Source organism: Microbacterium marmarense (assembly GCF_037204165.1).
GTDB classification, from domain to species: domain Bacteria; phylum Actinomycetota; class Actinomycetes; order Actinomycetales; family Microbacteriaceae; genus Microbacterium; species Microbacterium marmarense.
Window position 1 is genome coordinate 540,322 of sequence record NZ_JBBDGL010000001.1, and the last position, 21,666, is coordinate 561,987.

The following is a 21,666-nucleotide window of genomic DNA, read 5'->3' on the forward strand; positions in this document are numbered from 1 at the left end:
GTCGAGGCTCGTACTCATACCAGCGATCGCTGAGTCGAGAGCCGCGAAACGGGGAGCGCGATGAACGGCCCATGGCCTTTGTGGCCGAGCGTCATCGCGCTCGCAGTCGCGGTCATCGTCATCGTGTTCGCCGGCTCGCGGCTCGCGCGCACCGCGGACGAACTCGCCGATCGCACGGGCCTCGGCGAGGCAGTGGCGGGAGCAGTCTTCCTGGGAGCGGTGACGTCGCTCCCGGGAATTGTGACGACCGCGACCGGCGCACTCGAAGGAGATGCGGCTTTCGCATTGGCGAACCCGGTGGGCGGTATTGCCCTTCAGACCGTGTGGCTGGCCATCGCGGACCTGCTCTACCGCAGGGCGAATCTCGAGCATGCCGCCGCATCGCTCGAGAACCTTCTGCAGTCGATTGTCTTGATTGCACTGCTGGCGCTGCCCGTTGTGGCATTTGCGACGCCGCAGCTTCAGGTCGGCTGGGTGCACCCGGTGACCATCCTCATTCCGGTGTTCTACCTGTACGGATTGCGCTTGGTTCGGCGGATGCATGACGCGCCGATGTGGAAGCCGATCCGCACGAACGAGACACGAGAAGACAACCCCGCAGAAGAGGGCACTGGCTCGCTGGCGCGGCTGTGGATTACGTTCGCGGCGCTCGGACTAGTGGTTGGAACGACTGGGTGGATAATCGGTCGAGCCGGACTCGGTGTGATCGCCGCGACGGGTTGGCCGAGCGGAATCACGGGGTTCACGGTAACGACGGCGATCACCTCGTTGCCCGAGCTGATCGTGTTGATCGCGGCGATCCGCATGGGTGCACTCACGCTCGGCGTAGCCAACATCATCGGCGGCAACGTCTTCGATGTGCTCACGCTGTCAGTTGCAGATGCCTTCTACCTCAACGGCACCATCTACAGCGCAGCCGGAGCGACCAGCCTGGTGCTTCTCGGCGGCACTCTGCTGATCACGGCGGTGCTTGCCGCCGGACTGCTTCTGCGTGATCGACGAGGGGTGGGGTTCGAGGGCGTCAGCATCCCAGTCATCTACGCGGCGACCATCGTGCTGGCGCTGTAGGTCACACTCGGCGCTGTCATCGCCGGTCTGCGCTAGGAGTCGGAAACCTCCACGGCCTGAGGTGCACTGTCGGTGGGGCCGGAGTCCGTCGACAGCACGTGCTCTGCCACCAGACTGATCCCACCTGACGAATTGGCCGAGTTCGCGAGTTCGCGTATCCAGTCGTGGTTGAGATCGGGCACCTCGGGCTCGTCGAAGACGAAGCGGAGGGGAATGGAGGGGTGCAGCCACACCGTGCTGCGCCCCCGAGGCTCACCCTCGGGGTGAACCCACGTCAGGGTGAAGCTCTCACTGCGACGCAGCTTCGTGGCGATCACGATCTTCAGGTGTGCGAGTGCCCGATCGTCGATATGGATGGGAGTAGCTGATCCCCCGTAATAAATAGTTCCCACGATCAGGTCTTCTCTCTAGATTTCGGCAGACGTCGCTGCACCTCATCGGGCAACTGGCTCGCGATGACTATAGCAATATCCTGCACCTTCCAATCGAGGTTCGCGACCCCCGCTCCGCGAGCTCGATCTGGTCCACTCTCACTCGCCGGCGTCGGGGCACCACAAACACCTCGACATGAAACACCTGTCCCTCGTCGCGCATGCGCACACCGCATTCAGACACGCACGCCAGCGAGCCGACATACTTGAGAATTTCGGAGATGAGGGGGGCAACCGCAGCGAAGCGCAGAGTGCCATACCCCTTGCGCATCCCGTCCTTCCGCGATACCCGCGTACCAACGGAGAGGGGATGGAACGCCGATCTGTCAAGGGTGTCGCCCAGTGAGTTTGGGGCTCATACATTGAGCGCATGAAACACGTGAAATTCGCGGACAAATCCCTGCTCATGGACGACGAAACGGCCGACCGCCTGCTCGAGTATGCGCAGGTGCTCGCCGATACTTCGCATGCAGACTCGGTGTCACTACGCGCGATCAGTCCCGATGGCAACACGATCGAGGGGCGCTTCTTGCTCAACAGCGCAAGCGTGATGCTGGTGGAGTCGACCAACTCCGAGGTTAACCCGCCCGACAACGCCGAAGCGGTGAGGTACATGACCGAGCGCATCAGAGCGCTGAAAAGCCCGCCCGTGGCGCAGCCCGAGGCGGAAAGCCCTGAGGCAGACGACATCGCATCCTGGGAGCAGGACATGCGGGCATGAATGAGCCCGGTACGGAGGAGACATCTCCCCCGTACCGGGCTCATCCGCCGTAGCATCCGCTTGTTTGATCAGGCGGGCACGTCTCCGCGCCACGCGCCGGTGGCAGTGTGGCGGCTTTCGATGAACTCCTTGAAGTTCTTCAAATCTTTCTTCACGGCGTGCGATCCCGCTCCGACCAGAGAACCCACGTTCTCGAGCAGGCCTTGCGGATCCCAGTCGATCTGAACTGTGACGCGGGTTTCACTGTCGCTCAGCTTGTGAAAAGTCACGGCTCCTGCGTGCTGGGTCTCGCCGTCCACGCTGCGCCACGCGACACGCTCGTCGGGGTGCTGCTCGGTGATCTCGGTGCCGAACTCGCGCTCGGCTCCGCCGACGCGCACCTTCCACAGATTGTGGGTGTCGTCGACTTGAGTGATCGACTCGACCTCGTCGAGAAACTGCGGAAAGCTCTCGAATTGCGTCCACTGGTTGTATGCGGTGCTTACGGGAACGTCGACGTCGATGGTTTCGATGATCTGCGTCATAGGTGCTCCTCCTGTTTGTGGGATTGCCCGGGGTCTGAACCGGCCTTCTCTATTCAGCCGGTTTGTGGGCCTGGGTGCACGGGGGTTGACAGATCTGCGCAACGGGGTCATGCCGGTCGCGTCCGCGATCTCTTCTTCCGCCATGGCGGCTCCGTCCGGCCGACGGCGTCGGTGGGCCCGCGCTCAGGGAAGTTGCACCCCGGCAAAGGTCGTGAGTCTGCGTCGCGCGAAGCCGAGGCGCTCGTACGCCGCGATCGCCGTGACGTTCGTTGCCGCGGCGTGCATGAGGGCACGGTCGCCGCGCTGTTGGATGTGAAAGGCGACGTCCAACACGAGCCGCGATGCGAACCCTTGTCGACGGTATGCATCGTCAGTTGACACGGCGCTGATCTCGGTCCATCCCGGCAACCTCAGGCGCTCGCCCGCCATCGCCACGAGTCGCCCGTCCCGACGGATCCCGACGTATCGCCCCAGTTCATGGGTGCGAGGCAGGAAAGGGCCAGGTTTGTTTCGCTCGACAAGAGCGAGCATTTCGGGCACATCACCCTCCCCGAGCAGCACAGCTTCGGCATCGGGCACGGGGTGAAGCGACCCGGTCTCGACGAGCTGCACTCCCTCGCCCCGCCACAATTCCTGCCAGCCGTCTGGAAACTCCGGAATGTCTCCAGAGAGGCCGATCTGCGCTCCTGGCCCGACCAGGTCGCTGAGCGAAGCCCATACCCGGGGGTCGTCCCAGGTGCGCACCGCGACGAACGGGGCGACATCTGGGTGGTAGCGACGGGCGAGACCGTCGCCCTCGGCAAAAGCTGCATGTGGGCCTGAAAGCGCGTGCCAGGCCGCGTTGTCAAGCACGGTTGCGTCAAGATGGGAGGGCATTTGGGTCACTTCTGACATCCTTCAACAGCTCTCTGCTCGTTGGGGTCGCAGACACTCGGTGGTCGCGACGGGCCACAGGTGCAACTGCGGCCGGCGACTGATCATTCCGCTTCGGGCGAGCAATTCCTGTGTTCGCTTCTTTGACAGTGTGTCTGGCTTCGAGGGCCTGGCCCGAAGCCTAGACGCGTCGTGAGGCGATAGTGACACCATGGAAGCATGACCACTGCCAATCTCACTCGGGATGAGACCGCCGCGCGATCCGCTGCTGTTTCTGCCCGCAGCATCCATGTCGAAATCGATGTGACCGGCGCGACCGACCCCGACCGGGCCGGCTTTCCGGTGACCACCACGCTCGAGTTCGATTCTTCGACCGAACAGACGTGGGTCGACTTCATCGGTGCGAGTGTCAGCAGCCTGACAATCAACGGCGACGAAGTTCCGGTCGACTACGACGGTGCACGGATCGCGCTGACGGGCCTTTCCGCGACGAACAAGGTGGTCATCGTCGCTACGGCCGAGTACAGCCGATCGGGCGAGGGGCTGCACAGATTCGTTGACCCCGTCGACGGTGAGACCTATCTCTATACGCACTACGAGCCAGCAGACTCTCGTCGTGTGATGGCCTGCTTCGAGCAGCCCGATATGAAGTCTCGCTACACCTTCGAGGTGACGGCACCACTGGGCTGGCATGTGTTGTCGAATCAGGATGCTGCCTCAACCGTCACCACCGAGTCGGCACAGACCGTGCGCTTCGCGCAGACGCTCCCGCTGTCGAGCTACATCACCTGCATTGCGGCCGGTCCTTATCATCGCGTCGGTTCCACGTGGACGCAGGGCGATCGCACGGTGCCGCTCGGAGTGCTGTGCCGGGCCTCGCTCGCCGATCACCTCGAATCTGACGAGATTCTTGAGATCACCCGCCAAGGGATGGACTTCTTCGACGACGCGTTTGCCTACCCCTACCCGTGGGGAAAGTACGACCAGATCTTCGTGCCTGAGTACAACATCGGCGCGATGGAGAACCCGGGTCTGGTGACGTTCACCGAGGCGTATGTGTTTCGTGGAGCATCCACCCAGGCGCAACAGGCCGCACGCGCGAACACGATTCTTCACGAGATGGCACACATGTGGTTCGGTGACCTCGTCACGATGCGCTGGTGGGACGACCTCTGGCTCAAAGAGTCGTTCGCCGACTACATGGGAGCGCACGCATCTGCTGCGGCCACCAAGTACACCGACGCGTGGGTGGCCTTCGCCAACCGACGCAAGGCCTGGGCCTATACGCAGGATCAGTTGCCGACCACGCATCCGATCGTGGCTGACATCACCGACCTAGAGGCGGCAAAGCTGAACTTCGATGGCATCACCTATGCCAAGGGCGCCTCGGTTCTCAAACAGTTGGTCGCATTCGTGGGCGAGGAGGCGTTCTTCAGCGGCGCCCGCCATTACTTCGCGCGACACGCGTACGGCAACACGACCCTCGGCGATCTTCTGGTGGAACTGGAACAGACATCTGGCCGAGAGTTGCGCAGCTGGTCTCCCGCGTGGCTCGAAACCAGTGGTGTCACCACCCTCTGGCTCGAGCGCACGACCGATTCGCAGGCAGTGCTGCATCAGAGCGAACCACGCCCGCACCGCCTGCAGGTCGGTCTCTACGACCTGGTGGCGGGCCGCCTCGCCCTTCGGGAACGAGTCGCGCTCGACATTGACAGCGCGCAGACCGAAGTCGCGCTCGACGAGGCCGACCTCACCCTGATCAACGACGCAGACCTGACGTATGCCAAGGTGCGTCTTGACGACCGCTCGCTTGACGCTGTCGAGGCGGCGCTCTCGACGATCGACGATGCGCTCGCGCGCGGCCTGGTGTGGTCGGCGCTGTGGAATGCCGCTCGCGATGGCGAGCTGCGCGCCGATCGATATCTGCGCATCGTGCGCGCTCATGCCCCAGCTGAGACCAACCTCAGTCTGCTCGCGGGAGTTGTCGCCAACGCTGCCGCCGCGTCAAGTGTCTACCAACCTGAGGGCTTGCGCGCGAGTGCCTCAGCAGCATGGTTGAGCACTGCATGGGAAGCGCTGATGGCAGCGGATGCCGGGAGCGGGGCGCAACTGGTGTGGGCACGCGCGGTGGCAGATGCGGCATCTCGTGACCGCGCACGGGCAAGCGATATTCGAGCGATCTTGACGGATGCTTCGGGCGTGCCCGAAGGTCTGAAGCTCGACGCTGATTTGCGATGGATGCTGCTCGGCGCCCTCGCCGCCACGGGAGATGCCGACGAGGCGGACGCGCGCCGCGAACTCGTTTCAGATGACACGGCAAGCGGGCGAACACAGTTTGTGCGGGTGCTCGCCTCGCGTCCGACCGTCGCGGTGCGCGCGGCGGCATGGGCGAGTGCATGGGATGACCACACTCTGACCAACGATCACCTTGATGCGACGACCCGTGGGTTCACGGCGGGAGACCACCGCGACCTCATTGCGCCCTACGACAGTGACTACTTCTCGCGAATCGGCGAGGTGTGGCAGACACGCAGCATCGAGATCGCGCGGCGCCTCGTTGTCGGACTGTTTCCTGCAACTGAGACGCTCGAGCTCGTCGACGGGTGGCTTGCGGCTCACCACAGCGCACCCGCCGCGTTGCGCCGGCTTGTCATCGAGCAGCGCGATCACCGTGCCCGCGCGCTTCGGGTTCAGGCGCTCAACGACCTGATCTAGTCGATCTATCCGCCCGTGCGTTCAGCGCGACTGCACCGCTAGTGCGGCGCTCCGGCTTAGGCGGCTCAGCTCTGGGCGTACTCGCTCAGAGCGGCGGGAAGATCGATGTTCGTCGGCAACGAAACCCCTGGCCCAGTTGGCGCGAGCACGAGTCCGTCGGAGGTGACGCAGGCTTCGCGTCGCACGGCGACTGACGTGACCAACGACTCGTAGTACGTCGTGTTCGAGATAGCCATGCAGAGGTGGCGGTTGGGAATGTCACCGCCGTGAACCTCGGCGCGCACGCGAAATGCGTCGGCGAGGTGTGCTGTGCGCATGGATCCGGTGAACCCGCCGCGCAGGCCGGTGCTTGCTCTGACGCCGAATGTCGCCGCTCCCGCGCGGATGAAGTCGGCGGAGTTCATGTGCGCTCCATCTGAAGTCTCGGCGACCAGCAGCGGCACTCTCACCGAGCGCGCCAGCGAGGCGTACGCGCTGACGCTGAACTCTCGCATTGGCTCTTCGTACCAGGTATAGGAGGCATCTGCGAGAGCTTCACCGACGTAGATGGCGTCAGGCAGGTCGAATCCTGCCGACCCGTCGTACATCAGCGGCAGGTCTGGTCCAACATGCTCGCGCAGCGCAATGCAAAGCGCCGCGTCGGCTCTCGCATCACCCCACGCGTGCAGCTTGATTGCGCGATAGCCAAGGGCGATGCACTGATCTGCGACGTCGAGAAACTCTTCCGTAGTGCGGAACGTCGAGGTCGATGCGTATGCCGGAATCTCGGTGCGGAAGCCGCCCAACAGCTGCCACGTGGGCAGATTGACATGGCGCCCGGCCAGATCCCAGAGCGCGATATCGACGATTCCCAGCAGTGGAAGCGGAAACTCATCCAAACGATCGAGCTCCCACATGCGATGCCAAAGCCACTCACGTTGCAACGGATCCTGCCCGACCAGTTCGTCTCGCAACAGCCGATCTACGATGTCGGTGAGCATCGCGGGGCTACCAGGGCGAGGCGCAAGCGCCACACCGGTCACGCCCTCGTCGGTGCCTATGCGCAGCACGGCCCGATCTCCAGTTGGCGGACTCCCCTGGAGGCCCGCCCGCCAAGAGTACGGCGGGTCGGCGCCCGGAACCTGAACAGTCCATACCTCGACACTTGTGATCTTCATCTTCAAACCTCGCTGCTGGTGCGCACGGTGACTTCAAGAACCGGAACGAGTGAGTCTGCGACTTGCTGAGGAATGATGATCTCCAGGTCTCCGAGTGGATCGCTGACACCAGCGTGCACTTCTGACAGCCATGCGGCGCCGGTGTGAGCGAGCGAGATATCCGTGCCGAGCACGGAAACATTCAATATGCGAGAGACGGGCAGGCCCGCAACTATCACGGTATCGTGCGGACGCAGGGTGCAATAGACGAAGACTCGCTCGATTCCCGCTGAAGCCTTAACCCCGATTGGCAGCGGAGCACGCATGGGGGCTGGCGCGCGTGAGACGCCGCTCATTGCTTCGCGGTTCCGGCTGGTCCATTCGCCGATCTGCTCCAGTCGCTCGGTTGCCTCACGAGGGAACAATCCGTCTCCGGTGGGGCCGACATTGAGCAGGAGATTCCCGCCGGCAGCGACGACCTCGGCCAGGATGCCTAGCAGCGTGGCGGTGCTCTTCCAGTGGCGGTCATCAGCACTCCAGCCCCATGAATCATTCATGGTGATGGATGCTTCCCACTGCCGCTTCGGAATCTCGGTCGGAACGCGCTGTTCTACCGTCGTGTAGTCGCCGAATCCCACGCACCGGTCGTTCACGACGCAATCTGGCTGGAGCGCACGGACGTGCTCGCGGATGCCGGCGTAGTCCCACTCTGCGGCGGTGTGCTCGAACTCTCCGTCAAACCACAGCAGATCTATCTGGCCGTATTCGGTGAGGATTTCGGTGAGTTGCGCCAGCATGAACGCACGATACTGCCCCCACTGCGCGGCATCCGTGCGCACATAGCTGCCTAACTCGTACGGCCGAGTGATCGTCTCTTCCGTCATGGCGGGGTAGAGCGGATGATGCCAGTCAGGCAGCGAGAAGTAGACACCAGTTCTGATACCGCGTTGACGCAGCGCGTCGAGCAATTCACGCATCAGGTCGCGGCCAAACGGGCTGGCGCGCGTGATCGAGTAGTCGCTGTGCGCGGTGTCAAACATCGAAAATCCGTCGTGGTGTTTCGATGTGAACACGGCATATGTGGCGCCCGAATTGGCAATCGCGTCGGCCCACTGAACCGCATCGAAACTGGCGGGATCGAACGCGTACGCGTTGTCGAAGTACTCCTCGACTGGCACGCCGGGCCGGGGCGGATGCTGCCCCTCGACGCCGCCGGTCATCTGCCAAGACAGCTCCCAGCCGCGGCTAGCCGCATGCCCGAAATGAATGAATACTCCGAAACCGGCGCGTGAGAACCAGTCCAAGGATGCGTGTGGGGGCGCCGCCGGCGACGTTATGGAAATGAGAACTCCTTTGTTCACGAGGGTGTTGCGCAATCATGAATGGTATGCGTACCATCGAGCACGATGTTACGCGTACCACCGGCGGGTGGCAAGCGGATCGGTCAATGCTCGAGGAGGAGTCATGACGACAATTCGTGATGTGGCGAACCACGCGTCGGTAGCTCCCATGACAGTGTCGCGTGTGTTGAATCAGCCGGACTCAGTGTCTCCTGAAACGCGTCAGCGCGTCGAAGAGTCGATCGCCGCGTTGAAGTACGTGCCGAACATGCTCGGCCAGGGACTGCGTAAGAAGCGCACCATGGCGTTGGGTCTCATCGTCAGTGACATCACCAACCCATTTGCTATTCAACAAATTCGTGGAGTCACTCGCGCGGCCCGCGACAACGGCTACACCGTCATTTTCGGGCACACCGAGTCTGACCCTGAAGAAGAACTGAAACAACTACGGGCCCTTATCGAACGCCGCGTTGACGGCATCATCTTGTCGCCGGTCTACAACACCCCCGAATCCGTCAACTTCGTGCAGGGGCAGAAACTGCCCGTCACAGTTCTTGATTACCCGATGCCCGAAAACGACGTGGATGTCGTGCGCTGCGATACGCACCTTGCGGCGCGAGAGTTGACCGACTATGTGCTCGACCTCGGCCACCGACGGGTAGCGATGCTCAGCGGCGATCTGGCTATCGTTACTGCCCGAGAGCGTGCGGAGGGCTTCGAGGAAGCCATGGCTGCCCGCGGGTACAGCGCACCAGTCGAGTACGGTCACTTCACACCCGAGTCGGGCTATGAAATGGCACTCGGTGTGCTTCAGAGCGAGAGCCGCCCGACGGCCTTGGTTACCGCGAGCAACTTCATTGCGCTTGGCGCTGCCGAGGCCGCACGCGAGCTCGGGCTTAGCATCCCTGAGGATCTGTCGATCGTGACATTCGACAACGCGCGCACCGACACGGTTCTCGACCCATTCTTCACCGGAGTCGTTCAGCCGATCGCAGAGATGGCGACCGTCGCGACCCATTTTCTTCTGGATCGAATTCTGCAGCGCTATGGCGGCACGGGCCGCGACGAGATCCTTCCCACAATCTTCGAAGTCCATCGATCAACAGCACCGTATGGGCACTCCTAGGTCGCCTTCAACCGAAGCGCGATCACATCACAATGTAGTGAAAGGAACAGCAATGAACACGCGGAAGAAACTCTTTGCGGCTGGCGCGGTATTCGCCACGGCCGTTCTTCTGGCCGGATGTGGCTCAAGTGGCGGCGTCGGCGGAGCCGAGGAGGTGGAGCAGGCGACCGGCGAGGACGCGACGATCAACTACTGGACGTGGTTCCCGCCGGAGGCCACGCTCAACGCGGCCATCGAAGCTTTCGAGGCTGAGAATCCCAACATCACCGTCAACCTGCGGGTGTTCGAAGCCGCTGACTACGCCAAACAACTGTCGCTCGCGCTGAGCGCCGGAGAAGACATCGATGTGGCCGGCGTGCAGGTCTCGGCCATGACCAACGCAGTCAAGGACTTCATGCTTCCGGTCGAAGACTGGGAGGGCGACTGGATCCAGGATGTCAACGAGTCGATGCTCGCACAGACAGCAGGCATCGCTGACGATGGGGTGCTCTACTCGGTGCCCATGGGCTCGATCGGCAGCCCGATCATGTACTACAACGCAGCGATGCTTGAGGAGGCAGGGGTCGAGGTTCCGACCACGTCAGCCGAATGGAAGAGCGCGGTTGACTCCATTCAAGCGCAGTTCCCCGACGTCAACCCGGTCGTTTTCCAGGGTGAAACTTACTGGCAGGAGGAAATGCTCTTCGGCTTTGCGGAGCAGAACTCGCCCGGCCTGTCGGATGACATCTTCGGGGGTGACGGTGCCTGGGACCAGGAGGCGATGATTGACGGACTGAACGCCTACAAGTCGATCTTCGACGACGGAATCGTCAGTACCGACGTGCTGAGCCTCACGGGAACGCGACCAAATGAGATCTTCGCGGCTGGCGAGGCAGCGTTCTACATCGATGGCTCGTGGCAGAACTCGCTCTTGTCTGCGGACTACCGCGAAACCGCCGGTATTGACCTTGAGGATGTCGGCGCAGCGCCGCTTCCGCTGGTCGACGGCGGCTCGCCGGCTGTTCGTGCACTGGCCGAGGGGGGTCTCGCGATTCCCGCCTCGTCGTCCAATGTCGAGGCGGCCAGCCTCTTCATCGAGTTCATGGTCGTTGGTGGCGGTGTTGATGTGTGGGCAAAAGATCTGGTCCTCGTTCCCAGTCTGAACGGCTACCAGCTACCCGACGACGTGCTCCAGAGTTCTGCAGCTCAGGAAGGCTTCGCTGCGGCAGCAGCGGTCATCGGCGATCCGACGTCGCCACGCACCAGCCAGCAGGACTTCCTCAATGCGGTAGAGGGGAACGCGATTCTCGACGTGTTGCGTGGCGAGCAGACAGCTGAAGAGGCCGCCGCGTACATGCAAGAAGAGTGGACTTCGGGCCGCTACCCGCACGGTTCAGACCAGTGACAGAAAGTCTCACTACCCGGGCGATCGTCACGGGCGAGCGCGGGGGGCGGCGCAGCGAGCGCCGGCCCCCGCGCCGCGCGGGCCGGCGCTCGCCGATGCGTGGCCCGTGGTTCGCCATCGCGTTCCTCGCTCCGCTGCTCGCCTTCTACGCGATCTACTTCGTCTACGGCTTCGCCGTTTTGGGTGTCGTCAGCACGCAGCGCGTAGGACTGACCTTTCAGAACGCGCTCGACGTAGGCTTCCAAAATTTCGAGCTGGTGCTCACCGACCCGTCCTTCCTCCGTTCGATCATCAATACGGTCGCGTTCGGGCTCTTCAGCGTCTTCGTCGCGCTCACGCTCGGCTTCATTTTGGCGATGATGATGGCGTCAGGTGTGCGTGCCCGGCAATGGTTCTACGCGGTCTTCCTGTTGCCTTCGTTGATCCCGATGGCGCTATTTGCCACAGTGTTCGGGCGGATGCTGGAAACGCGCGACGGGGCCATCAACGAAGGACTTCGCACCATCGGCCTCGGGTTCCTCGCGCAGGATTGGCTGGGAGACCCAACGTCGGCATACATCGGCGTGCTGGTGCTCTTCGTCTTCACGATCGGGTTGCCGATCATGTACTACACGACCGATGTCTCTCAGGTGAATGGCTCCCTCATAGAGTCGGCGACCCTGGACGGCGCCTCGGTGTGGCAGATCTACCGCATCATGCTGTGGCCGCTTCTGAAGTCGACGCATATCACCGTCATCCTTTCGGTGCTTCTCGGTATCTTCCGCGCGTTCGACATCATCTACTTCTCCACCGGGGGACAGCCAGGCGGGCGTACCGACATCACGGGCACCTACGTCTATAAGGCGACTCTCGGCTTGGACCGAGTGGGATTCGCCGCAGCCGCAGCGATCATTGTGCTCCTGATCGCGCTAATCATCTCGATCATTCAGATCGTCATTCGAAGGAGGATAGACGCGCATGGCAACCACGGTTGATGAAGATCGCCTTCCGCTCCGCACCCGGCGGGTCGATCGCATCCTGATTTATGGATTTCTCATTGTGTTCGCAGCCGCCTTCTTGGCGCCGCTGATCAATGCGGTGCAACTGTCTGTGGCGGTGGGGGGAATCGGCAACTATTGGTCTGTACTCACCCGAGATCTGAATGGGGTCTCGATTCCGCAGACGTTCCTTAACAGCGCCATCATCGCCGTGATGCACGCGTTCCTCGTCTGTTCGATCGGTGCGCTGGCAGCGTATGCCTTTTCGACGATCGACTTCCGGGGTAGGGAGCCGATGTATTACGGCGTGCTCCTCTTTCTTGCCGTGCCGGCCACGTCAATGCTGGTGCCGGTCTACTTCATCACCGGCACGCTGAGTATGTTCAATACGTACATAGGCGTCGCAATGCCCGAAGCGGTGCTGACCCTGCCCTTTGCTGTTCTGCTGTTGCGCAACCGTATGGGCGACATTCCCAAAGAAATCGTCGAGGCTGCGGTTATCGACCGGGCCAATCATTTCCACATCTTCTGGCACGTTGCACTGCCGCTGACGCGTGGACCACTTGCCAACCTTGCGGCACTGAGCGTGATGTGGTCACTGCAGGACTTCCTCTTCCCGTCATTCATCCTCCGCTCACCCGAACTCGCTACGGCAGCTCAGGCAGTCCAAGTAATCAAGAGCGCTTTCGCCCCGACGCCTCTCGAGTCGTCGCAGTACTTCGCCGCGCTTGTACTGCTCGGCGTTCCGGCTTTAGTCATCATCATCTTCGCCTTCCGCTTCGTTACGAAGGGAATGGCATCAGGCGGGCTCAAGGAATAGTCAGGGCACCGCAGCCAAGTCAGGGAGACGGTCCTCCAGTCCGATACAGGCGATGTCTGCGAGGAACGAATGGATGAAGTAAGGATTGAACAAGATGGATGAACGCACTGAGCCACGGCGAAACGCACGGCCCAATATCGTCCTCATTCTCGCCGACGACATGGGCTGGGGGGATCTCGGTTGCTATGGCGCGAGCGCAATCCCGACGCCGCGTATGGACGCTATGGCGCGGGACGGTGTGCGATTCACCGATGCGCATTCATCTTCGGCGGTGTGTTCACCCAGTCGCTATTCGATCATGACCGGGCGCTACGCGTGGCGCAGCCCGCTCAAACAGCACGTGCTGCATAGCCACGCTCCAGCGATTATTGAGAGCAATCGTCCTACCGTCGCTTCCGAGCTGAGCGCTAGCGGCTACGCCACAGGCATGTTCGGCAAGTGGCACCTCGGCCTGGACTGGACTCGCAAGGACGGAACCCGACTCACGGCCTTTGGTGACGACGCTCAAGATGATTTGCTCCATCGCCCCGAGCAATATCCCGCCGACGACATCGACTACTCCCAGCCCTTTGAGGGGGGCCCTTGTGACCTCGGCTTCGATCGATTTTTCGGAATCGCGGGCTCGTTGGATATGCCACCCTCGGCTTTCGTATCGCAGGACCGCACGGTCGGGCTGCCCACCTTGCCGCGGGACATCTACATTCAGGGTCAGGATCCGGGGCTCAAGGTCGATGGCTGGCGGGATGACGAAGCAGACCTCCGATTCACGTCGGAGGCAGTGGAATGGATGAAAGAGCGGGCGAACGACGAGGAGCCGTTCTTCCTCTTTCTTTCGACCGCGGCACCACATCGTCCTTGTGTGCCGCCCGAGCAGTTCCACGGGATGTCACAGGCCGGACTGCGGGGCGACTCGGTGTGCCTGGTGGATTGGATGGTGGGTCAAATCGATGACACCCTCGCTGATCTCGGGATCGCCGACGACACCATCGTGCTCATCACCAGCGACAACGGTGCACCGATGGTCTATCCCGCGGATGGCGACACAGAACACCATCATCCCAACGGCCCGTACCGAGGGCAGAAGGGCGACATCTGGGACGGCGGGCACCGCGAGCCGCTCATCCTGCGTTGGCCGGCTGCCTTGGAAGCTGGCCAGGTGCGTGACGACCTGATTTGTCTCTCCGACATCTTTCCGACCATCCTGGCGGCAGCCGGACTATCGCCCACCGAGGGCGCCGCAGAAGATGCTGTCGACATCCTTGCTCGGCTCGATAGTCCCCTCCCTCGACCGCGCGGCCTGCCCGTGGTGCACCACAGCATGGGGGGTGTGTTCGGATTGCGGCTGGAACAGTACAAGGTGAACTTCTGCACCGAGTCAGGCCGAGGCTTTTCTGCGGGTGCCCGCGAAGATGGCACGATCTACTCCGCTGATGCGCCGTTCGGCCGGATCTACGACCTTGAGTCTGATCCTGGCGAGACTACCGACTTGTGGGCGCTGCGCCCCGACATCGCAGCGCAGGCGCATCAGGTGCTTTGTGAGATCACAGATCGTGCCGAGACCGGCTTCCCCTGCGACGTCGCCCCAACTCCGCAGTAGGCGGCTGAGCTGATGGCACATCGACGATTCGTTCTTCGCGATGGCCAGCTCAAGCGTGCCGCTTGATGCTGCCGCAACAGCATCGCGCGGTGACGCCATCGTTTGCGGATGCGTCTATACCTCAAGCAAGGCCGTCGCGGCGTAGGACGCCTTCGCCCAGCACGTGCAGTGATCATTGCCATGCAGTGGCGCCGTGCGTCTCACCATTGTTTGCGTGCGGCGGCGGTGACGGCGTCCGCTTCGGCTCAGGATGGTTGGCCTGCCAACCACTGCCTGTGATCTGACTCTGGCATGATGCGCCCATGCGAGAGTGGGAACAAGAGCTGGCAGATTCCGTCAACACGGCACTGCGCGCGAGGCAGTTGACGAGGGTGCGCGAACTATTGATAGACCACGATGCAGATCAGGTCGTGCGCCTGTTAGAGCGCGAAGACGCTGCAGACCGCGCTGTGATGTATCGGCTGCTCGATCGTGATCGCGCACTCGACGTGTTCGAGCTTCTGAATGCGGGCATGCGGGCCGAACTGTTTCAGGGGCTTCGAGACGAAGACGTGACACACGTGTTCGAACAACTCGACCCCGATGACCGCGCTCAGCTGGTAGATGAGCTGCCCGCCGGAGTCGCGCAGAAGCTCATGAGTGGGCTCTCTGCGCGTGAGCGGGAACTCACCGCCCCGGTGTTGGGCTATTCGAAAGGGAGCATCGGGCGGCATATGAGCACCGAGTACGTGCGCTTGCTTCCGCATCTCACTCTCGGTGACGCGCTCTCTCACGTGCGCCATCGCGGTCGTAGCGCAGAGACGGTGTATCTGCTGCCGGTGACCGATGAACAGCGTCGGGTGCGAGGGGTGGTGGGGCTCCGCGAACTCATCCTCGGAAGCCCCGACGTCTTGGTGTCAGAGGTGATGGTCGAGCCCAAGTTCGCGCACGCCACTGATGACGCTGAGCTCGCGGCGCGCGAGATGGTGGATGCAGGACTGTTGGCAGTACCAGTGGCCGATAGCGAAGACCGCCTCGTTGGCGTTCTCACGGTTGATGATGCGTCGCGCATTCTCGAGCAAGCTGAAGATGAGGATGCTGCTCGGCAAGGCGCATCGGAACCACTCGGCCGCCCGTACCTTGCCACCCCGGTCTTGGGGATCGTTCGTTCTCGGGTGGTGTGGCTCCTCGTACTTGCGGTGTCGGCGCTGCTGACCGTGCAAGTTCTCGGCGCCTTCGAGGCCACCCTCGAGCAGGTGACAACGCTCGCGCTCTTCATCCCGCTGCTCACCGGAACGGCCGGCAATACCGGCTCGCAGGCGGCAACAACCGTGACGAGGGCACTTGCTCTCGGAGAGGTGACGAAGCGCGACATACTCGTTGTCGCGTGGCGCGAAGTGAGAGTGGGCCTGATTCTGGGCAGTCTGCTCGGGGCTCTCGGATTGACTCTGGGCACAGCTGTCTTCGGCATCGGGCTGGGCGCGGTTATTGGCCTTACTCTGGTGGCGATCTGCACCCTCGCTGCGACAGTCGGAGGAGCCATGCCGATACTCGCACGTGCGGTGCGAGCAGATCCGGCAGTGTTCAGCACACCTTTCATCTCGACGTTCTGCGACGCCACCAGCCTGATCATCTACTTCGTGATGGCCACCTGGATTCTTCAGCTCTAGTGATCGTCTGCGTGTCGAGCGGCTACGTGATGGGTGCTGCGCTTGACTGCAGGCTCGGCGGCGGTGCGTATCGCCCAGTCGACCCTGGCAAGGGCGAGAATCGCGGATGTCTGTGCGGATGTGAAGGCAAACGGCCAGGACTTGACTGTCGCGAGCACCCCGATGCTTGGCGAGTTGTCTGAGCTTGCACTGCCCTCTCCTACCAGGTGGGTGCGCGCCTGCTCGGAGTTAGCAAGAACGATTGCGACCGCATCATCTATCGCGCTCACGGCGCGACGCGTGTCGTCGTTTGGGACATCTGAAGTGCTCAGCGTGATCGCAGATTGCGCGAACCGAGTGACGGAACGTGTTGAAACGAGCATGAGACTCATCGCCGACTTGTCGCGCTCGCGCCGTGAGATCAGGAACGCTGCAGCCATTTGCGAAACTGCTTGGTTCAGATCTGCCTCCGCGCGTTCAAGTGCATGCACGCAACGCAAGACGGCGGCGCGATCGTCTGCGGCGTGAAGGTTTCTCTGGCCAGACCTGAGCGCACTATCGAGTGCATCGAAGTACGCGTTGATCTTCAACTTGAGATCGGGTGACGAACTTGACGAGAGGATCAGGTAGGCGCTGAGCACGCCGATGAGCGCTCCTGCGATTATCTCTTCGATGCGAGTTTCGAGAATGCTCTGGTCGAGCACACCGAGCAACTTGTACATCGATACGAGCATGACCGTGGTGAAGAATGACTTCTGGGCGTAGTTGGCGGCGCCGAAATAGAGCACGCCGAATACCCCGACAATCGCAATTGCGACCAATACGGCGTTGTTATCGCCCGCGAGCCACACTGCGGCGACACCCACGCCGATGCCCACGACAGTCCCCGTGATGCGTCGATACGCGCGGGTGAGCACGCCGCTGCGTGTGGTTGTGCCAGCGAAAATGACGACCGCTGTCAGCACTGCCCAGTACCACCGCGACGCCGAGATGGCTTCTCCGGCCGCTACGGCAATTGACGCGGCGATCATCGCTTGTATGGCCATCCGGCCAGTTGGCGCCCACTCGCGCCAGGGCGTCCATCGATGCCTCGTCATCTTCACAGCAGGGAGAGTATCTCTAGAAGCAGCCGACCCAGCTCTCGCCGGTCGCGCGATCTGGGGGAGTTTTGTTTGCCGCAGACGAGCATGCGCGATGCCAGCCTGAGCAATAAGATCGGCCAGGAGCGGAACGCCGTCTTCATCGGCCGACTCGGTGCGCTCGAGTATTCGTGCAGCTGATTGCGACGCCGCGGCGACGCGTTGAGTGCTCGCGCGTGCGTCCAGAATGGTCGTCAAGCACGCGGTCGCCTGTGAGACGCGCGCCGCTGCGGTTTGCTCAGAAGTTGCTCTGCGCAACGCGAAACAGACTTGTTCGGTATCTACTCGCGCATCCAGAGCGCGCATGGCAAGCAGCTGTTGTTCGTCTTCAACGTTCGTGGCGGACTCATGATCGAGGCGCCATGAATCGATAGCTTGTCCAATCTCATCGACGCGGGCGAGATACACGCCGAGCGTGCGATGGCGGGCATGAATCGCCGCATGAATCGCTTCTGACGAAGCATCCCGCAGTTCTTTCAAGAGGACGTTGAGCTCGTGCCGCGGCCGGCTGATCAGCAACGACGCACGCACGGCCAACTGCGCTGCGACCGCGACGATGGCGACGATGAAATACGCGGGGAGCTCCGCGGCGCTGGGCCGCATAAACAGGGTGAAGAAGTATGCCAGGAACCCCACCATGCCCAGCGCAGCTGCCCGAGCGCCAAACCGACGAACCCAGATGGTGAGGCCAGACAGTGCAACGAATGTCGCCATTTGTGCAGGGCGCCACGATGACAGCACGAGAGCGAGTGTTACAGCGAGCGCCGCGCACGGGACAAGCGTCGCAGCGGTGATCATTCGGCCGACAGCGCTCCTGTCTTGCACTACGGCGCCTGCCTGCACTGACAGGACCACCGACATGGCCAGGAGTCCCGTATTGGCATCGAGCGCACGCACCACAGCGAATGTGGCGATAGCGCTGACCAGGACGCCCGCCGACACTCCCACCGCGGTGGCCAATCGTGCGCGCCCCGGATCGTGAGCGTGTCGTGCAGCGAACAGGCGCAGGCGCTGCAAGCCTCCCGCTGCTCTCATGGGATATGCGGCCACGATCGACCTAGTGACCTGTGCAAAATCACAACTTCGCGTCCTGGCGAGGTACGAAGACCTGCTTGACGATCAGCAGCAGCGAGGCGGTGACTGGAATTGCTACTAGCGCGCCAAGCAGGCCGAGCAACGTTCCACCGATCAACGCGCCGATTACGACGAGCGCGCCAGGTACCGAGATCGCACGTCTCATGACTCGGGGCGTCAGAACATATGCTTCGAGTTGCATGTAGACCAGGTAGACCGCCGCGAAGATGAGGGCCGGAAGCCAGCCGGTGAACAGCGCCAGCGCCGTCGCGACCACCCAGTAGACCACCGAGCCGACGAGAGGAATCAGGGTGATCCCGAAAGCGAGCGCGGCCATCAGCGCCGGAAACGGAAGCCCAAGTGCGAGGTGCAGAGCAAGGGCTACTACAGAGTTAGCGAATGCGAGTACAACCATCCCGATCAGGTAGCCGCCTATCGAGTCAGCGATCGTTTCGGTCATCTCGGCAGCCTTCGCCCGGTTGCGAGCTGGCAACAGGCGGTTGAACGACAGCTTGATGCTCGGCAGAGACGCGAGAAAGTAAAGGCTGAGCACCAGCACGATGATCAGACCAGAAAGTGTCGTCGCTATCGACGTGCCAACTTGAACGATGCCGCCGCCAATTGCGGCGATATGGGTGGGATCGGTGAGGAAAGCCTCGACATCTTTAACGGCTGTGCTGACCTGGTCGCCAAAGTTTGCGATGAGCCAGGAGTAGGTATCAGACGCGCGGAAGTCAGACACGATACCCGGGATATCGTGCACAAATTGCACGACTTGTTTGACGATCGCTGGCAGAAGCAGCAAGGCTGCCCCGACGAAGACGATTGCGAATGACGCGTAGACGATCACGATGCCCCAGGCGCGATTGACATTCCTTTTCTCGAGAAAGCGAACCAGCGGGTCGAGGCCCAATCCGGCGAACATTGCGAACGAGATGTAGATGAGGATGGTTGCCAGCTGCGACACCGCAGCCCCGAGCGCGTATGCCGCCAAACCGCCGATAGTCAGCATGAGGCCGGCGCTGAACGGCGACTCCAAAATCACCCACAACGACCTTGCCGGCGAGGCTGCGCTCGAGCTGGAACCGATGGCTCCTGGTGTACTCCGAGCATCGGAATCTGCTGTTGATCGTGAACTATCGGCCGCCTCGGCAGAGCTCGAAACGGTGGGCGCTAGGTCGTTCATCGTCACACCATAGGCCGCTTGACGTCGCCAGCAGCACAGCGGGCTGCGTTCGTTCGGAGCGGGTGGGCACAGGGTGATAGCGCGAATGAAACAACGGGCGAAATCTAGCGCCGCACGTTCGGTGCACCCGGCATATCAGCGCTAGCCTCACGTCGCACCGCGAGACAATATCGCTCGAAGTTCGGTGCATGAATTGCGGCATGCGTTGGTATGTCCATCACCGGGAGGCACCCATGAGCGCAGACGATCGCTCCTCGGCAACTGATGCAAATCAAGCGTCGAAGTCATCAAATACCAAGGCATTGATCGCGATCATCATCGCGATACTCGCTCTCGCGTTCGTCTTCTCGAACGTCGCGCCCGCGACGCTTCACTTTCTGTTTCTGGAGTTTACGATGCCCGCATGGGGGTGGTTCCTTGCCGTTCTGCTGGCGGGCGTCATCGTTGGCTCGCTGTTTCCTTGGTTTCGCCCGCGCCGAAAGTAGTTGCGGCGCGGCTACCTATTAATGCGCGCGCGACTGCCGCGGGTCTTGCCAGGCCCGCACGACTGCGGTGGTGTCACGACTGAGCCCCGCACCGATCACCATCCCGATTGCTATCGCTATGAGCGAGCCAAACGTCTGCAGAATCGTGTTGGTTGCGCCGGAGGTGCCAGATGCGGCCTCGCTGATGCCGATGAAGCCCATCGCGCCGGGCACGAGTAGCCAGTATGCGCAGGTCAGCATAATCGCCGTCGGCGGCGAGGCACGCAGGCGTCCTGCGAGGTAGATAGCGGGTACCGCAATTGCAGCTCCGATGAGGCCAGAGAGCTCTGGCCCGACGAGAAGGTTGCCCAATAGCTGCGCACTGTAGGCAACCACGAGCGCGTACAGGATCCACATCAACGAGCGTCGCGGAGCGGCCGAGAACAGGTAGTAGCCGAGACTCACCAAGATGATTCCTGCCCATGGTGCCCATGCGCCGAGTTGAGCAGAAGAGGTGGCGGTGCTCGTAGGCTCGCCTGCTACAGAAAGTCCGGCGTAAACGCCGAATGCGAGCAGGCCGAGACGAGCGATTCCGTAAACCAAGCGGCTCGCCCCCGCCATCACCTGACCAGAGGTGAGCTCGACGGCGGCGATCGTGAGCGTCAGACCCGGTAGAAACGACACGAGCGACGGTGCGACGAGCCGGAGTGAGTCATCGTGCACGAGCGGTCTGACCAGCACTGAGATCAACAGCGTGACTGCGAAGGCGGTGAAGACGGGGAGCAGGAGCGAGAGCGTCTGGATGCGCGAGCCCACGACCACAATGATGCCCACGATCGCGCCGAGAATCACATACACCGGCAGGGCGGTCAGAGTCGGGTTGAGCACCAACCCGAACCCGACAGTGAGCAGCGTATGGCCGAGCACAGTCAGCACGGGGCCGAAGCGCGGAAGGACGAGCTTGATTCTCGAGATCTCGGCCGCGACCACGGCAGGTTCAAGACGTTCACGGAACGCCCTGCGCACCACGCGTTCGACTTCTCCCGCTTGATCTAGGCGCAGCGGGCTCTGGTTGGCTGGATAGATCGCGGTCTGCGAGGGTGTGAAGCTGGTGTCTTCGACCATTACCAACGTGGGTAGAACAAAAACACGCAGGTCGGAGCGGCCATAATCGTCGGCCAATTGCTGCAAAGTCTCTTCGACATCGTTGGTGGCTTGTGTTGAGGCGAGCAACGCCGGACCGATAGCGCCAAGCATGTCGGTCACCTCGACCGTAGCCGGAACAGGCACATCGCTGGGCGCGGGCGTGCGCAACACGCTCATAGCGCCGCGGAGCCTCTCGATGAGCCCGGGCATGTTTCCTCCTGGATGCGCTTGATCAGTCGACTTCGCCAGTCTGTCCATTGATCAGCCAGAAACAAAGGTCGCATCGACACCCGGAGTCCAAGGGTGCGCAGAGGGTG

Annotated in this window: 18 protein-coding genes; 10 read left to right on the top strand and 8 right to left on the bottom strand. The window is 62.1% G+C overall.

The features are described from left to right. Positions 1-60: 60 nt before the first annotated feature. Positions 61-1,068 carry a sodium:calcium antiporter gene (locus WDU96_RS02450; RefSeq protein WP_337336894.1) on the top strand — a complete coding sequence of 336 codons (1,008 nt, stop codon included), beginning with the start codon at positions 61-63 and terminating at the stop codon, positions 1,066-1,068. Positions 1,069-1,100: 32 nt separating this feature from the next. Here WDU96_RS02450 and WDU96_RS02455 read toward each other — a convergent pair whose 3' ends face one another. Then, positions 1,101-1,460 (bottom strand): DUF7882 family protein, encoded by a 360-nt coding sequence (locus WDU96_RS02455; protein ID WP_337336895.1) that lies wholly within the window; start codon positions 1,458-1,460, stop codon positions 1,101-1,103. A 409-nt stretch (positions 1,461-1,869) separates the two neighbouring features. Here WDU96_RS02455 and WDU96_RS02460 point away from each other — a divergent pair, with 409 nt between their 5' ends. Beyond that, on the top strand, positions 1,870-2,220 hold the full coding sequence (locus tag WDU96_RS02460) for a hypothetical protein (protein WP_337336896.1): 351 nt from the start codon (positions 1,870-1,872) through the stop codon (positions 2,218-2,220). A 68-nt stretch (positions 2,221-2,288) separates the two neighbouring features. Here the strand turns inward: WDU96_RS02460 and WDU96_RS02465 are convergent, their stop codons facing one another. Both WDU96_RS02465 and WDU96_RS02470 read right to left on the bottom strand, forming a co-directional pair. Continuing rightward, positions 2,289-2,744, bottom strand: coding sequence for an SRPBCC family protein (locus WDU96_RS02465; protein WP_337336897.1), 456 nt, complete (start codon positions 2,742-2,744; stop codon positions 2,289-2,291). A 183-nt stretch (positions 2,745-2,927) separates the two neighbouring features. After that, entirely contained in the window at positions 2,928-3,620 is a 693-nt protein-coding gene (locus tag WDU96_RS02470) for a GNAT family N-acetyltransferase (protein ID WP_420063937.1), read from the bottom strand. Between the two features lie 216 nt (positions 3,621-3,836). Here WDU96_RS02470 and pepN point away from each other — a divergent pair, with 216 nt between their 5' ends. Next, on the top strand, positions 3,837-6,332 hold the full coding sequence (gene pepN / locus WDU96_RS02475; RefSeq protein WP_337336899.1) for an aminopeptidase N: 2,496 nt from the start codon (positions 3,837-3,839) through the stop codon (positions 6,330-6,332). A gap of 65 nt (positions 6,333-6,397) precedes the next feature. Here pepN and WDU96_RS02480 read toward each other — a convergent pair whose 3' ends face one another. Both WDU96_RS02480 and WDU96_RS02485 read right to left on the bottom strand, forming a co-directional pair. Beyond that, positions 6,398-7,489 carry an enolase C-terminal domain-like protein gene (locus WDU96_RS02480; protein WP_337336900.1) on the bottom strand — a complete coding sequence of 364 codons (1,092 nt, stop codon included), beginning with the start codon at positions 7,487-7,489 and terminating at the stop codon, positions 6,398-6,400. A 2-nt stretch (positions 7,490-7,491) separates the two neighbouring features. After that, positions 7,492-8,844, bottom strand: a complete 1,353-nt coding sequence (locus tag WDU96_RS02485) for an alpha-L-fucosidase (protein WP_337336901.1) — start codon at positions 8,842-8,844, stop codon at positions 7,492-7,494. A gap of 88 nt (positions 8,845-8,932) precedes the next feature. Here WDU96_RS02485 and WDU96_RS02490 point away from each other — a divergent pair, with 88 nt between their 5' ends. The 6 genes from WDU96_RS02490 (at position 8,933) to mgtE (ending at position 16,361) form a co-directional block, all read left to right on the top strand. Beyond that, entirely contained in the window at positions 8,933-9,934 is a 1,002-nt protein-coding gene (locus WDU96_RS02490; RefSeq protein ID WP_337336902.1) for a LacI family DNA-binding transcriptional regulator, read from the top strand. Between the two features lie 52 nt (positions 9,935-9,986). Then, positions 9,987-11,318, top strand: coding sequence for an ABC transporter substrate-binding protein (locus WDU96_RS02495; protein WP_337336903.1), 1,332 nt, complete (start codon positions 9,987-9,989; stop codon positions 11,316-11,318). After that, positions 11,315-12,292, top strand: coding sequence for a carbohydrate ABC transporter permease (locus tag WDU96_RS02500; protein WP_337336904.1), 978 nt, complete (start codon positions 11,315-11,317; stop codon positions 12,290-12,292). The genes WDU96_RS02495 and WDU96_RS02500 overlap by 4 nt, the downstream gene beginning before the upstream one ends. After that, positions 12,276-13,115 carry a carbohydrate ABC transporter permease gene (locus tag WDU96_RS02505; protein ID WP_337336905.1) on the top strand — a complete coding sequence of 280 codons (840 nt, stop codon included), beginning with the start codon at positions 12,276-12,278 and terminating at the stop codon, positions 13,113-13,115. The genes WDU96_RS02500 and WDU96_RS02505 overlap by 17 nt, the downstream gene beginning before the upstream one ends. 94 nt (positions 13,116-13,209) lie before the next feature. Continuing rightward, complete coding sequence (locus WDU96_RS02510) at positions 13,210-14,712, top strand: sulfatase family protein (protein ID WP_337336906.1); 1,503 nt, start codon at positions 13,210-13,212, stop codon at positions 14,710-14,712. 302 nt (positions 14,713-15,014) lie between these two features. After that, positions 15,015-16,361 carry a magnesium transporter gene (gene mgtE, locus WDU96_RS02515; protein WP_337336907.1) on the top strand — a complete coding sequence of 449 codons (1,347 nt, stop codon included), beginning with the start codon at positions 15,015-15,017 and terminating at the stop codon, positions 16,359-16,361. Here the strand turns inward: mgtE and WDU96_RS02520 are convergent. Next, entirely contained in the window at positions 16,358-18,529 is a 2,172-nt protein-coding gene (locus WDU96_RS02520) for an FUSC family protein (RefSeq protein WP_337336908.1), read from the bottom strand. The two genes, mgtE and WDU96_RS02520, sit on opposite strands and share 4 nt — an antisense overlap. 25 nt (positions 18,530-18,554) lie before the next feature. Further along, on the bottom strand, positions 18,555-19,598 hold the full coding sequence (locus WDU96_RS02525; protein WP_337336909.1) for an AI-2E family transporter: 1,044 nt from the start codon (positions 19,596-19,598) through the stop codon (positions 18,555-18,557). 374 nt (positions 19,599-19,972) lie between these two features. On the opposite strand from WDU96_RS02525, the gene WDU96_RS02530 reads away from it, so the two are divergent. Then, positions 19,973-20,224 (top strand): LapA family protein, encoded by a 252-nt coding sequence (locus WDU96_RS02530; protein ID WP_337336910.1) that lies wholly within the window; start codon positions 19,973-19,975, stop codon positions 20,222-20,224. 18 nt (positions 20,225-20,242) lie between these two features. Here the strand turns inward: WDU96_RS02530 and WDU96_RS02535 are convergent, their stop codons facing one another. Further along, the gene (locus WDU96_RS02535) at positions 20,243-21,559 is read right to left on the bottom strand and encodes a threonine/serine exporter family protein (RefSeq protein WP_337336911.1); all 1,317 of its coding nucleotides are present in this window, start codon (positions 21,557-21,559) and stop codon (positions 20,243-20,245) included. Positions 21,560-21,666 lie beyond the last annotated feature (107 nt).